Here is a 14,720-nt window from a genome sequence, read left to right on the forward strand (position 1 = left end):
ACTTCTACTCCGCCACTTGTGACAGGCGCCCCTTTACAAAGGCACAAATTTCCTTTGCCGATGTTCCTTCTTTTACAAGCTTCAGGGCATCAGCATCCTGGAGGATCCCCATCAGATTCTGCAGCAGTGTCAGCTGGGCGTGAGCCTCCTTCATTGCCAGCATGAAGATGCAGTCCACAGACACTGTCTCTGTGTCATCCCCCATGATAACGAAATCTACCGGTTTTTTGAGTCGTACAATACAAACTGCAGGGGTATTTACATGTTCCACGTCAGTATGTGGAATCGCTACACCCCCCATCACTGTCGGCAGACCAGTCGCAAATACCTTCTCTCTTTCAATGACCGCATCCGCATAACTTTCCTTAACATAGCCATGCGTTTGAAGACACTGCGCTGCCTGGCGAAGAAGATCGAACTTATCTTTTGCATCCACCTCCATGAGTACCAAATCCTCATTAAGTGCAACGTCCATGCTCTTCCTCCTTCCACTATAAAGAATATAATATTATTATACTGTTTCTACAACGCTCTTCATAGACATATCTATTTCCTGAAATATTCCTGTAAAGCGGAAAAGTAAGAATCATGTTGTCCCTCTTTTCCGCAATTGTAAATGCGGAAATAGGAGTAGCAGCAATAAAAAAGCGGTTATAAAACCGCTATAAAATCTTCCATGAATTGCTCGTATGATTTATGCTTCAGCAAAGATTCCAATCCATGATATTCTTTGATAAATGAATAGAGTTTCAGGAACATCTTCTCCCAAAGAGATGCCTTACTTTGTTCAATGTTGAGCAGAAACACAACACGTACAGGAAAATCTTCCCACTGAACCGGCTCCTTTAAGATAAGAACTGATATATTGGAAATCATATGTTCTGTGAGCAGTGCATGAGGGATGGCAACGAAATCGCCTATTGCGGTTGATGACATATGCTCACGCTCAAAGACAGAACTTTTTCCTTCCGCATCCATCCATCCGTTGCGGACGGCTTCATCCGTCAGGAAATTTAAGCATTCGTCTCTCGTATGAAATAACTGATCCACGTAGAACCCTTCCGGCCGAAAAAATTGCCGTACAACATTTGCATCAAGTGTACTTGCTTGTTTAAACAGGATACGGCGAATTTTTTCAATATCATCCGTACGCAGCATGTGATTAACGCGTATGATTTTCGAGGAATTGGAGGGAAGAGGAACCGTAGAAATGATATAATCCGCTTCTTCCTGCATTTTTTCTGTCAGTTTATATGCCGGAAGGATGTCAATTACATGGATGCTGCTACGGAAATGTTCCTTGAGTTTTGCCTTCATAAGAACGGAAACACCTAGTCCTGCTGAGCATACAACATAGACATTTTTCGGCTGTTCCTCTTCTGCAATGCTGTTTCTGCTCATAGCAGCACAAAAATGCAACGCAATATATCCGATCTCGTTTTCATTGAACTCAATATGATCGATATCCCGAACCAATTTAGCTGCGTAGACGGCAATCTGAAACGCCAATGGGTAATCCTGTTTAACCGAACTGAGGAGCTCATTGCGGATATTTACATGGAAGTTTACACGGGCAATGGCAATCCGCAAATGAAGGGCAAGCCCATCCTTAAGATATTCATCTGCGGTAAAGTCCAAGCCAAATTTTTTATCCACATCAACAAGAACTTTTTCAACAAGTTCCTTGACATGTTCATCATTGACTCCGCTGCCTGCATCCAACAATTTCTTTCCGGTCAGAAGGCATTGGGTAAGATAAAAGACTTCACTATATGGAATATCCACCCCTATGCTGTTCAATATTTTATTTAAAATCTCTTTTGCTGCACTATACTCGAATGTATCTTCCAGCTTTTGTGCCATGCTGGAACTGCATTCAATCCCGTGTCCCGTTAAAGAACGCTGAATGGACAGCGCCGTCTGTACAGCAAGATCATGCCTTGCCGAATCGGTCAACTGAAGTCTGCGAACATTTCCCGCTTGTGACAGAATCTCTTCCATTTGGTCATAAGTAATTCTCTCAAAAAGTATATGACACAGTTTTTTATCCTGTACTTCATGCAGGTAATCGACGAAAAAACTCCGTAGAGTCCCCTCTGCAGCTTCGATGCGCAGACCTTCTGTCTTGTATTGGACGATATGAATGTTGTATGCATCAAAATGTTTGCGTGTGCTGTTGAGATACGATTTGATCGTTGACAGCCCGACATACATTTCATCAGCGAGCATCATTTGTGTAACAGATACATTTTTCAAGCAGCATTCCAAGAATCTGCTGATAATATAGTTTTGCTGATCTTCGGTTCGAATCAATCCCACCTGTCCTGACTCATCATCGACTAGTTTGACAAGGTCTGCCGTACTCTCTTCTTGGACAATTCGATAGCCACGTTTTGGTGCAGCCAGGATCTCTGTCCGACAATTCGACAATTGCGTCTGGAGCATTTTTATATCCGAGCGAATGGTGCGGGATGAAACATCAAAATGCTTGGCCAGCGTTTCTCCTGTCATGCCTTCAGGATTGTTGATCAGCACCTCTAAAATTTGTCTGCATCGTTCCTGTTTCTGCATCCTCATTTTCTCCATATACAAATACAAACATACGTTGTCAAGTCTCTTGTGAAAATGCCGTTACAAGGTACTGATACATAAAAACCGCAGGAGAAGATCTCCTGCGCTCCTTATTTTATATTTCATCCATGAGATGTGGTGTTATTCCGGAACTGCTATATTCCTCTGTCTGCATAAATTTTAACGCTTCCGCATCCATGAGGGAATATCAATGATATCCGAGCCGTCGGCACTGCTGTTTGGCTCAACAATATTCATGCGGCTCTGGCGTTGCTGCGGGCTGCGTCCCGTCGGAGGGACGATCGCAGATGCAGGGCGTGCCTGCGGCTGTGCAGGTCTTTCGGGTTCTTTTGCCGCGCTCGTCGCACCGCCAAACCCTGGCGGCATACGAATCCAGTCCTCTGTGATAGCGGCAGAAGATTCTTCCTGCACGGCAGCATTCACCGAGCCCCCGCCTGAATTACCGCCATCAAATCCCGTCGCAACAACGGTGACACGCACAGTATCGCCAAGGCTCTCGTCGGTACCAATACCCCAAATGATATTGACCTGATGTCCATTCACTGCATTTGTAATCATCCCATTGAGCCACTCAGACGCCTCAGTCACCTCATACATACTAAGATCCTTTGATCCTGTAAAGTTGAGAATGACAGAGGTTGCTCCTTCGATACTGGTTTCGAGGAGCGGAGACTCGATGGCCACCTTTGCCGCCGCAATCGAAGCTCCTTCGCCACGTGCCTCGCCGATGCCCATGATCGCCGCACCGCCGTTCGACATGATCGTCTGTACGTCGGCAAAGTCAAGGTTGACTACGCCCTGGTTTGTAATGAGATCCGTGATGCCCTTGACACCCTGCCAGAGAACATTATCGACCTTGCTAAATGCCTCAGTGACAGGCGTGCTCTTGTCGATAATTTTCATCAGGCGGTCATTGGGAATGGTGATGATGGTATCAACATGCTGCTGAAGATTCTCGATGCCGGAGTCTGCATTGCGCGCGCGCGTCATCCCCTCATAGGAAAAGGGACGCGTAACAACGGCGACCGTCAGTGCACCGACCTCACGGGCACATTCGGCAACGACAGGCGCAGCTCCTGTTCCCGTACCCCCGCCCATCCCTGCAGTGATAAATACCATATTAGCGTTGCGCAGAGCTGCAACGATCTTCTCACGGCTCTCATTGGCAGCGGCTTCACCGATCTCCGGTTTTGCGCCTGCACCAAGACCATTTTTCCCAATCTGGATGCGGACTGCTGCTTTGGATTGAAGCAGTGCCTGTGCATCCGTATTGATTGCAATAAATTCGACGCCCTGCAAACCGGAGTCAATCATGTTATTGACCGCATTGCCGCCGCCGCCGCCAACACCGACAACGATGATCTTTGCAACATCCTCAAAGTTATCATCCATTTCGAACACAGCTTCAGCCTCCATATATTATCTGTCACGTAATCTGCAATAAACAGCAATTTCCTTTTGTATTCTACCATGAAAATCGTTATATTTCCATAGAAAAGTAAAATTTTTAGACAAAGGCAAGCATTCACTGTGCGGAGAATCTGCAGTTCTTAGGGTCTTCTCAGCATCGGCTTCTGTGCATCGTCACGATAATCTTTCAGCAAGTATCGGCGCAGAATAGCGAGATTCTTAAAGATCCGGAATCCGAAAGCGAGCAGTGCGACATAATAGAGATCAATCGCGAGACGATCACCGATAAAAACAAGCGTTGCAGCGAGCAGCGTGTTCGAGAAGAAGCCCGTAACGAAGACGCGCTTATCAAAGCGTTCTGCCACGGCCGCCCGAAGTCCACCAAACGCAGCGTCGAGGGCCGCGACCAGTGCGACAGAGAACAGCTTGGCGTACGCCAACGGTATGACGATCGGGCTGGCATATCCGATGAGCAGGCCGATCACCAAACTGACCAAAACAATGTAGATCATTTGCTCTCCTCCTCCCGCTCACTGGTCTCATGTGCATAGGTCTGCCGAATGCTTCCGCGATACGGCGGGATATAGACGTTATCACTTGTTTTGATGTCAATCTGAATGCCCCACACGCCGAGTGTCTCAGCTACGCCGCCGCGCATACGCAAGGCACTCTCGAGGGATTTCTTGTCGCCGATGGCACGGATCTCAAACGGCGCAGATGAACGAACATTGTTTACGGAGAGTGTCGGCCCCGCACAGCGGATCTCGGAGATCCCTGTGAGCCTTTGCCCGTTGACAGAGATCGCCTCTGCGCCGGCAGCACGCAGTTCATTGATGACACGCAGAAGATCGTCATCGTGGATGACATAGAGGTTCGGATTCTCCCCCGCCTTCACCGTCTTGGTGCTGTCATCCATATGCACAATAACCCCCTCTCCTGCGAGTGGGATGAGTGCCGCCCGATAGCGCAGCATGTCCTGGTCCTGTGTATTTTCGGCATCTCCTGTCGCAGTCTGCATCTTGTGCAGCTCCTCGCTCAGCTCATCACGCTCATGTTCCGTTTTCAGCAGGCGATCAGACAGTTCTTCAATACGCTGCTGAGAGAGGCTTCCCTTTGAGTCCTGTGCCGTTCGAAACTGCACGGCAATCATAAAACCAATCAATATACAAACGAGGGCAATAAGCCACCCGCCTCGACGGAATTGTTCCATTTATTTTCCCTCTGCTGTCTTGTCCGCCAACTTGATAAACGGCGCATCATAACTGAAATCCACATACTCTACGGTATGTCGTGTGGTTTTTTGATCCCGGAGGAAATCCTGCGTCAGTGCCGACTTGTCCGGAATTCCTGTAATTTTCCCGAGGCGAATGGGAAGGGCTGTCTTCGTGTAGGCGACAACGGCATCCGGATCAGCAACACTGACTTCCGAAATTCCTCCAATATCTGTGGGGTCAATATGCGCAAGAAAGCTGATCACCTGCGCGACCTGTGTGTCATTGTTGTCGTCGCCGATATAAAGATCACGCAGCTTCACCCCTGTAATGATAGGAATGTCCGCTCCCTTAAGGGAACGATAGCTTGCAATTACCTTTCCCTGACGGTCAAAATCGAGATATCCGTAATCGCAGGCAACTGTCGCAACAGGGATGCGCTCGACGATATCCATCTCGATTTTGTGCGGAAGCTGACGACGAACGACGGCAGACTCAATGCGCAGGTCCCGCATGAGATTTGTCGTCATCTCATCGGTCTTTAGTTCAAAAAGCCGTTGGCCATAATGAATCCGTGCAATCTCACAGAGCTCATCCTCATCGAGATGCACGTTGCCATGGACGACAAGCTGCTGAAAAGTGAAAAGCGGCGAATAAATGAGCGCTGCAATGACGCCGCATGCACACAGCAAATAGAAGGCTCCGCGCAGGATGCGACGGGATTTCATCGATGATACCCCGCCAGTGCGAGGATCTTCTCACACAGCTCTGGAAAGTCAATGCCAACGGCACGCGCCGCATCGGGAACAAGCGAGGTCTCCGTCATGCCCGGTACGGCGTTCAGCTCAATGACGTAGGGCTGATTCTCTGCACTCAGCAAAAGATCAACGCGTGCCAGTCCATTGCAGCCACAAGCGGCATACGCGCGGCGTGCCAGTTGTTCTACTTCTCTTCTGCACTCTGCAGAAATAGGCGCAGGGACGAGATGTGTCACTCCTCCCGGTGTATATTTACTCTCATAATCGTACCGTCCAGAGGGAACTTCGATTTCAATGATGGGCATTACCTCTGCTGCTGCAGGGCTTCCCCAGACGACAACAGAGAGTTCCCGTCCTTCGATGTACTCCTCGACAAGCACCTCGTCACCATAAGTGAATGCCGCATCGAGTGCGGGAACGAGTTCCTTGTCCGCCGCAACAATGTAGACGCCAATGCTCGATCCCTGCTCCGGTGCCTTGACGACGAGCGGTAAGGAGAACGCCGCACGAATCTCCTGAGGAGTATGCTCCGTGCGTTCGCTCGCATAAAAACTCATACAGCGCGGTGTTGGGATCCCCTCGGCAGCCAGCACTCGCTTTGCCGTAATCTTATCCATTGTCAGTGCGGCGGCACGCACGCCCGAACCCGTATAGGGTATGCCGAGCATATCGAGCGTGCCTTGAAGGATGCCGTCCTCTCCATATTTTCCATGCAGTGCATTGAATACAATCGCAGGATGAAGTGCCTGAATCTCCTCGGCAAATGTGGCAGGGTTCAGTTCCATGCCTACGGCAGGATAGCCCTTTGAGAGAAGTGCCTGCAGGATGGCCCCGCCCGAGCGGCGCGACACCTCCGCTTCAGACGAAGGACCGCCCATGACGACAACAATCGGATGCGCATCCGATTCCGTGATGCCCGCCGTTCCTGCCGTTCCCGCACGCAGCTGCGCCACGAGAGCCTCGCCGACCTCGAGGATGTTGCCCGCTCCCATTGTGATGACGAGATCACCCGCACGCACCTGCTGGGCGAGATAGCGCTCGAGATCCGCGCGGTCGGGCAGGTAGACCGCATCCTGCCCCGTCTGTTTGGCGACCTCCTCCATCACAGTCTCGCCGCTGATGCCCGGAATCGGAGCCTCACCGGCCGCATAGATGTCGGTAAGGAGAAGCAGGTCGGCATCTGCGAAGCATCTGCCGAATTCCTCGCGCAGGAGCTGCGTCCGCGAGTAACGATGCGGCTGAAAGACGCAGATGAGCCGCTCGGGGTTCGTCTGGCGCGCCGCCGCGAGTGTCACGGAAATCTCCGTGGGATGATGCGCATAGTCGTCTACAACCCAGACGCCGCGCTCCTTTCCCTTAGTCTGGAAGCGCCGCTTGGCGCCGTGGAACTGTGCAAGGGCAGCACGGATGGCGGGAAACTCCACGCCCACGAGCCGCGCAACAGCAATACAGGCAAGTGCATTGAGCACGTTGTGCCGCCCTGGGATATTAAGGGAAATGTGGCCCATCTCTGCGCCGCGTTCGTGAACGGTAAACGAAATGAGTGATCCACGCGTCTCAATGTCCGATGCACGGTAGTCCGCCTCATAGTCAATGGCATAGGAAACGACACAGCGCTTTGTCTCACGCGCAATATTCCTCAGATTTGCATTTTCAAAGCAGAGCACCGCCGCACCGTCCGTATCCACCTGCTCGATGAACTGACGGAACGCCGCGATGATCTTCTCCATCGTGCCGTAGTGATCCATGTGGTCGTCCTCGACGTTGGTCACAACGGCGATATGCGGGCGCAGCTTGAGGAAGGAGCCGTCGCTCTCATCCGCCTCCGAGACGAGGTAGCGGCTCGTGCCGAGCTTCGCATTCGTCCCGAGGTCGGGCACCTCACCGCCGACGATGATGGTCGGCGATGCGCCGACGTGATCGAGAGTCACACCGATCATGGAGGTCGTCGTCGTCTTGCCGTGCGAGCCCGCGACAGCGATGCCGTCGTACTCATTGACGAGTGCTGCATTGATATCCGAACGATGAAGTTTTGGAATACGCAGATCCCATGCCGCAATCACCTCAGGATTATCGTACGGGATCGCCGTGGAGACGACAATGGCATCTGCTCCGCGCACGTGTTCCGCATGCTGACCATCCGTCCACACATGCGCACCGAGACGGGCAAGCTCGCCGATGAGCGGAGAGTCGCCCGTGTCCGAGCCGGATACCGTGTAGCCGAGCTGGAGGAGGATCTTTGCCAAGGGGCTCATCCCCGCCCCGCCGATTCCAACAAAATGAATCTTCTGAATCCCCTTCAATTCCTTGAGCAACGCCTTCACCCTTCTCTTTTCCCGATACGCAGCGCGAGTGCTGCAATTTCCTCCGCCGCCTCTGGTTTTCCGAGGCGTTTCATTGCCGCCGCCATCGCATCCCTGCGTGCGTCGTCTGCCAGCAGGCGATCGAGCGCCGCTGCAAGCACTGTGCCGTCGAGGCTGCGGTTGAGGATCACCTCAGCTGCGCCCGCCGTCTCCATGGCGCGTGCATTCTTCTCCTGATGATTCTCCGCCGCATACGGATACGGGATGAGGATCGCGGGCACCCCCCGTGCCGCAAGTTCCGCCAGCCCTGTCGCCCCCGCACGAAAGACGGCAACATCCGCCATCGCCATCGCCTGCGGCATATTGTAGAGATACGGCACAACGCGCAGATGCGGATACTGCGATACATCGACGCCCGCATCGCGGATGCGCGCGCACGTGTCCTCGTACTCCTCCGCACCCGTGACGTGGAGGTACTGCACCTCTGTCTGCTGCGCCGCGCGGCAGATCACCTCGACCATGGCACGGTTGATCGTGCGTGCCCCACGGCTGCCGCCCGAGACGAGCACTGTTTTCTTCGAGGCGTCAAAACCAAACGCCGCCGCACCCTCCGCCCGCGTCGCCGTGAGCACCTCGGGGCGGATGGGATTGCCCGTGACGTAGGTCTTTTCCGCCGGAAAGACGCGCCGCGCATCCTCCATCCCGACGGCGATCGCCGTCGCAAAATGGGAGAGGATGCGGTTCGTCACGCCCGCCACGGCGTTCTGCTCCTGCACGAGCGTCGGGACGCCTGCGAGACTCGCCGCGAGGAGAATTGGCCCCGCGACATAGCCGCCCGTCCCGATGGCGATATTGGGATGAAAGCCGTGCACGATGCCGCGCGCCCGCGCAACGGCACGCACGGCACGCCATGCCCGCAGCACATTCTCGAACGAGAGATGCCGCTCGAAGCCTGCGAGATCAACGGCGATGAAGTTCAGCCCCTCGCGCGGCACGATGTCCGCCTCCAAGCCGTGCGGCGTACCGACGTAGAGGATGCGTGCCGACGGCTCACGCCGCTGGATCGCGCGGATGATCGTGAGTGCGGGATAGATGTGGCCGCCCGTGCCGCCGCCCGATACGATGATGTTCATAGTTCGTTCACAAGCCTCTTGAAATCGCGCCCGCGCTCCTCGTAGCCGCCGTACATATCGAAGCTGGCACAGGCAGGTGAGAGAAGGACGATCTGTCCCTCCGCAGCGAGCTCGCGCGCCAGCTGCACGGCCTTTTCCATGTGGTAGCCGACGCGGTGGATCTGTGCCTCCGGAATGCCCGCATCCCGCGCAGCTGCCGCAAACCGCTCTGCCGCATCACCGACGAGGATCAGCTCATCGACGCGTGCGTGCACGAGCTCCATGAACTCTCCCAGATCGGTCAGCTTGTCATCACCGCCTGCGATGAGGATGATGTGTCCGTCGAACGCCTCAAGTGCCTTGATCGCGGAGTCCGTATTCGTCGCCTTGGAGTCGTTGTAGTAGCTGACTCCCGCGAGCGCACGCACAAACTCGATGCGGTGCTCAACGCCCTTGAAGGCGCGAAGCACAGGGCGCATCTCCGCGGGCGTCACCCCGGCAAAGAGCGCCATCGCCGACGCCGCGAGTACGTTTTCCACGTTATGCGCACCGGGAATGCCCAGTTCATCGGCGGGAATCAGGACGTGCTCCGCGCCGTCCCAGCGAATGACGATCATGCCGTCCGCACGAACGCACGCGCCCTCCGCCAGTTCCTCCCTGCGGCTGAACAGGCAGACGCGCCCCGCCGCACGCTCCGCCATGCCGCGCGTATGCGGGTCATCGGCGTTCAGCACGAGGTAGTCCTCCGCCGTCTGCGCGGCAAAGAGCTTTTCCTTCATCGCCTGATAGACCTCCATCGAGCCATGGCGCACGATGTGATCCGGCGTGATGTTCAGCTCCGCGACGATGTGCGCATGAAAATGCGTGGTCGCTTCCATCTGATAGCTTGAGATCTCAGCGGCAATTGCCCCCTCGGCAGGCGTCTCCTGTGCCACGTCGATGAGCGGTACGCCGATGTTGCCGCCCACGCCGACCACAGGAAAATGCGCGCGCAGAAGCTCACCGAGCAAGGTCGTCGTCGTCGTCTTGCCGTTCGTCCCCGTGATGGCGCAGATCGGTGCACGTGCGATCTCGCCCGCCAGCTCCACCTCGGTCGTGACACGGATGCCGCGCGCGCGCGCCGCCTGTACGAGGGGGATGCGCTCGGGTACGGCAGGGGAAAGGACGAGGAGATCCACCCCGCCGAGCAGTTCTTCCCTTTGTGCACCAAAGACGCAGGTGATGCCCTGCGCCCTTAAATCCTCAATATGCTGCTGTGTGAGCGGATCGCGTTCAGCATCCGTCTCGTCCTTCACGTCCGAGAGTACCACCCGTGCGTCCTGCGCCGCCAGATACTTTGCCGCCGCAAATCCGCTGATGCCCGCGCCGATGACGAGTGCCGACTGATTATGATAGGACAATTCCCGATATCTCCCTTGGTGAATCATTCAAAAGTTTACGTGACGCAAAACTCTACGACACGAGCACAAGCACCCACGCAAGCAGTGCACCGAGGGCGCCGACGCCCCAGAACGTATAGACCACGCGTGTCTCGCACCAGCCGCCGAGCTCGAAGTGATGATGAATCGGGCTCATGCGGAAAATCCGCTTGCCGCGCGTCTTGAACGACGCGACCTGCAGAATGACCGAGAGTGCCTCACAGACGAAGATAATACCCACGATGGGCAGCAGTGCCTCCGTCCGCGAGAGAATCGCTATGCCTGCGAGCGCACCGCCGAGAGCAAGTGAGCCCGTGTCGCCCATAAAGATGCGTGCCGGATGATGATTATACCATAAAAAGCCGATGCATGCACCTATTATCGCGGCGGAAAACGCCATCAGGCTGCTGTCTGTCCCATAGAGGAGCATTGCATAAAAGAGCGCGGCGACCGCCACGGTTCCGGCCGCCAGACCATCGAGGCCGTCCGTCAGATTGACCGCGTTCGACGTGCCCACGAGGACAAAGACAACGAGAACGTAGTACCATGCACCGATATCGAGCGATCTCCCGAGGACGGGCACCCAGGCGCTCGTATCATGCCCGAGGAGATGCCGTCCGATCAGAATGGTGACCAGGGCAATGCCGAGCTGTCCGAGCAGCTTCTGATAGGCACGCAGCCCGAGGTTGCGCTTCTTGACCACCTTGATATAGTCGTCCGCAAAGCCGAGCAGAAAATGTCCGAGAAAGATGAAGAGTACGAGCAGGGTCGTCACCGTGAGAGGTGCAAAGAGCAGTGTCGCTGCGGTCACGGCGAGTACAATCATCACGCCTCCCATCGTCGGCGTGCCGCTCTTCTGCTGATGGCTCGCGGGCCCCTCTTCGCGGATGCTCTGCCCGTATTTCAGGCGATGCAGGAGCGGCAGAAAATACACGCCGCTGAAGAGCACAATGGCGAGCGCCGTCACGGCGGACAGCAGGAGACGCAGCTGCGGGCTCAGGGATTCGAGGAGGGCTTCCATCAGTGCGCTCCCTCCCCCGTCAATGCAGCGATGATCTGCTCCATGCGCATCCCGCGCGAGCCCTTAAAGAGGACGGTGTCGCCGTCCATGAGATGGCGGCGCAGATAGGCCGCCGCATCGGCATGGGAGGCGGCATGACAGCAGTCAGGACAGCCTGCCGCCTCTGCCGTCTCATGCGTCCACTGCGCCTGTCTGCCATAGGTCACAACCATGGCAAACCCAAGCTCCGCCACCCGTCTGCCCACGTCGCGATGCGCCGCCTCTGCCGCCGTGCCGAGCTCGAGCATATCGCCAAGCACAGCGACGCGCCGTCCGGGGTAGAGTGCTGCCGTCGTCTCAAGCGACGCGCGCATCGAGGAGGGGCTGGCGTTGTAGGCGTCGTTGATCAACGTCCACGCACCGACCTGATGTACTTCATAGCGCATCTTTTCCGCCGTTAGGTGAGTCAGCCCCTCCTGCATCTCCTGCGGCGTCATGCCGAGGACAAATCCCGCCGCGAGCGCCGCCAGCGCATTGCTTACATTATGCCGTCCCGGCAGGGAAATGGCGTATTCATGACGCTCGCCGCCCCATGTCACCATAAAGCGTGAGCCGTCTGCCATGCACTGCAGTGCCTCGGCACGCACATCCGCAGCAGCGGAAATGCCATAAGTCATGACGCGCACCCCATCTGCTGCACTGCTGCGCATTCCCGCGACACGTGGGTCGTCAGCGTTGAGGATCACCGTGCCGCCGGCGGGAATCGCCGTCACCAGCTCCGCCTTTGCCTTGGCAATGTTCTCGATCGAGCCGAGGAGCTCCATGTGCACCTCGCAGACATTCGTTACAATGCCGATCGAGGGTTCGGCAATCGGCGCGAGCGCAGCGATCTGCCCCATCCCGCGCATCCCGATCTCCACGACCGCCGCCGTGTCCTCCGGCGTGATGCTGAGCAGGGTCAGCGGCAGACCGACTTCATTATTGTAATTTGCCGCCGTGCGGCAGACCTTGCCGCGCCCCGAGAGCACCGCCGCCGTTAGATCCTTCGTCGTGGTCTTGCCGTTCGAGCCCGTGATCGCAACGACGGGGATATTGAACTTCATGCGCCATGCGTGCGCGATGTCCTGATAGGCGCGGAGCGTATCCTCCGCCACAAGAACACCGCCGTGCGCGGCATTGAGCGCCGCCAGTACGGACGCAGGTGTCTTCTGGTCGACGAGAACCGCCGCCGCACCGCGTTCGAGGGCCTCCGCCGCAAATGCCGTTCCGTCAAAGTTCTCCCCGCGCAGCGCGACAAAGAGATCGCCCGCCTCGACCTTGCGCGTATCCGTCGTAATGGGCAGAACGGTATCCCCTGCGACGCCCCCACGACGAACAGACGCATCCGTCGCCGCGCAAATCTCGTCCCATGTCAGTCCGTTTTTCATGCCCTGCTCCTTATCGCTTCGCGTGCCTGCTCACGATCGTCAAAGTGAATCGTTCCGTCCTTCAAAATCTGATAGGTCTCATGCCCTTTGCCAAGGATGACGACCGTATCCCCCGCCTGTGCACGCTGAATAGCGTGAAAAATCGCCGTACGGCGGTCAACGATCTTTTCGTATGGCTTATCCCCGATCACGGGGAGGACGCCGCGCTCCACCTCATTCACAATCGCGGCAGGATCCTCCGTGCGCGGATTGTCCGAGGTCAGGATGGCAATATCCGCCATCTCCGCGCCGATGCGCCCCATGATGGGACGCTTGGTCCGATCGCGGTCACCGCCGCAGCCAAAGACGGCAATGATGCGTCCCTTGGTCACCGCGCGTGCCGTGCGCAGAACATTCTCCATCCCATCCGGCGTATGCGCATAGTCCACGATCACAGCGAAATCCTGCCCTTCGCGCACGAGCTCAAACCGTCCCGGCACGCCCGTAAACGCCGTGAGCGCGGCAGAAATATCCGCTGCCTCCACGTGCTCGGCAAGGCTCGCACCTACGGCAGCGAGCACATTGTGCACGTTGAACAGCCCTGTGATGCCCGTATGCAGATGAAAGAGGCGTTTCCCGCCATGCATCAGCGTCAGCTCCATGCCGTCGCACGCGAGCTGCACATCCTGTGCCGTCAGATCGGCAGGATGGTCAACGCCATAGGTGATGACGGGACAGTGCGTATGCGCGCGCATCGTCTCCGATGCAGCATCATCCGCATTCAGTACCGCCGTTTTGCCTTCTTTCGTTCCGGGCGCGGACACGAGCTCAAAGAGATGTGCCTTGGCAAGCGCGTAATTCTCCATCGTCTTATGGAAGTCAAGATGATCCTGCGTCAGATTTGTAAAGGCCGCCGTGTCAAATTCGATCCCTGCCACGCGTCCCAGCGCAAGGGCATGAGAGGATACCTCCATGACGACCGTATCTATGCCGCGCGTGCGCATTTCGGCAAGCATCTGCTGAAGCACGATGATATCAGGCGTCGTATTCGACGTCGGCAGCACCTCGTCCTCGATCATCGCCTGAATTGTCCCGATCAGCCCGACACGATGTCCCGCATGGCGCAGGATGGCGCGCACGAGATAGCTCGTTGTCGTCTTGCCGTTCGTCCCCGTGATGCCGATGACACGCATGGCACGCGCGGGATAGTCATAGAAATACGGCACAATCGTATCCAGAGCCTCCTGCAGATTTGGCACGTAGAGAACGGCAACCCCGTCAGGAACGTCCACCGATGCCCGTTCTGTCAAAACAGCGCGGGCTCCTGCCCGCGCCACATCCGGTATGAAACTGTGTGCATCTACGTGTGCACCGCTGATACAGGCGAAAAGGGCCCCCTTCCCTGCCTTGCGTGAGTCACGTTCAATGGAGGTAATCTCTGTCCCCGCATTGCCTGTAACGTGCGCCCCTGGCACGAGGGCAACAAGCTCCTCCAATTGCTTCGTCATAG

Annotated in this window: 12 protein-coding genes; all 12 read right to left on the reverse strand. The window is 56.0% G+C overall.

The features are described 5' to 3' along the window. Window positions 1-4: 4 nt before the first annotated feature. Window positions 5-475 carry a PTS sugar transporter subunit IIA gene (locus HMPREF0908_RS02960; protein ID WP_006689951.1) on the reverse strand — a complete coding sequence of 157 codons (471 nt, stop codon included), beginning with the start codon at window positions 473-475 and terminating at the stop codon, window positions 5-7. Window positions 476-651: 176 nt separating this feature from the next. Continuing rightward, on the reverse strand, window positions 652-2,571 hold the full coding sequence (locus HMPREF0908_RS02965; RefSeq protein ID WP_040572365.1) for a BglG family transcription antiterminator: 1,920 nt from the start codon (window positions 2,569-2,571) through the stop codon (window positions 652-654). 180 nt (window positions 2,572-2,751) lie between these two features. After that, a complete protein-coding gene (ftsZ, locus tag HMPREF0908_RS02970; protein WP_006689953.1) occupies window positions 2,752-4,008 on the reverse strand; it encodes a cell division protein FtsZ in 1,257 nt (418 codons plus the stop codon). Window positions 4,009-4,142: 134 nt separating this feature from the next. Beyond that, window positions 4,143-4,514 carry a small basic family protein gene (locus HMPREF0908_RS02975; RefSeq protein ID WP_006689954.1) on the reverse strand — a complete coding sequence of 124 codons (372 nt, stop codon included), beginning with the start codon at window positions 4,512-4,514 and terminating at the stop codon, window positions 4,143-4,145. Continuing rightward, complete coding sequence (locus HMPREF0908_RS02980; protein ID WP_006689955.1) at window positions 4,511-5,212, reverse strand: DUF881 domain-containing protein; 702 nt, start codon at window positions 5,210-5,212, stop codon at window positions 4,511-4,513. The genes HMPREF0908_RS02975 and HMPREF0908_RS02980 overlap by 4 nt, the downstream gene beginning before the upstream one ends. Further along, window positions 5,213-5,941 (reverse strand): cell division protein FtsQ/DivIB, encoded by a 729-nt coding sequence (locus HMPREF0908_RS02985; protein ID WP_006689956.1) that lies wholly within the window; start codon window positions 5,939-5,941, stop codon window positions 5,213-5,215. After that, the gene (gene murC / locus HMPREF0908_RS02990; RefSeq protein ID WP_040572505.1) at window positions 5,938-8,286 is read right to left on the reverse strand and encodes a UDP-N-acetylmuramate--L-alanine ligase; all 2,349 of its coding nucleotides are present in this window, start codon (window positions 8,284-8,286) and stop codon (window positions 5,938-5,940) included. Before murC ends, HMPREF0908_RS02985 begins: the two co-directional genes overlap by 4 nt. A gap of 5 nt (window positions 8,287-8,291) precedes the next feature. Continuing rightward, entirely contained in the window at window positions 8,292-9,407 is a 1,116-nt protein-coding gene (murG, locus tag HMPREF0908_RS02995; RefSeq protein WP_006689958.1) for an undecaprenyldiphospho-muramoylpentapeptide beta-N-acetylglucosaminyltransferase, read from the reverse strand. Continuing rightward, window positions 9,404-10,786: a UDP-N-acetylmuramoyl-L-alanine--D-glutamate ligase gene (gene murD, locus HMPREF0908_RS03000; RefSeq protein WP_040572367.1), complete on the reverse strand. Its 1,383-nt coding sequence runs from the start codon at window positions 10,784-10,786 to the stop codon at window positions 9,404-9,406. Before murD ends, murG begins: the two co-directional genes overlap by 4 nt. A 52-nt stretch (window positions 10,787-10,838) precedes the next feature. Then, window positions 10,839-11,825, reverse strand: a complete 987-nt coding sequence (mraY, locus tag HMPREF0908_RS03005) for a phospho-N-acetylmuramoyl-pentapeptide-transferase (RefSeq protein ID WP_006689960.1) — start codon at window positions 11,823-11,825, stop codon at window positions 10,839-10,841. Continuing rightward, entirely contained in the window at window positions 11,825-13,231 is a 1,407-nt protein-coding gene (locus HMPREF0908_RS03010; RefSeq protein WP_006689961.1) for a UDP-N-acetylmuramoyl-tripeptide--D-alanyl-D-alanine ligase, read from the reverse strand. Before HMPREF0908_RS03010 ends, mraY begins: the two co-directional genes overlap by 1 nt. Then, on the reverse strand, window positions 13,228-14,718 hold the full coding sequence (locus HMPREF0908_RS03015; protein WP_006689962.1) for a UDP-N-acetylmuramoyl-L-alanyl-D-glutamate--2,6-diaminopimelate ligase: 1,491 nt from the start codon (window positions 14,716-14,718) through the stop codon (window positions 13,228-13,230). Before HMPREF0908_RS03015 ends, HMPREF0908_RS03010 begins: the two co-directional genes overlap by 4 nt. Between the last annotated feature and the right edge of the window lie 2 nt (window positions 14,719-14,720).

The organism is Centipeda flueggei ATCC 43531, assembly GCF_000160695.1.
GTDB lineage: Bacteria > Bacillota > Negativicutes > Selenomonadales > Selenomonadaceae > Centipeda > Centipeda flueggei.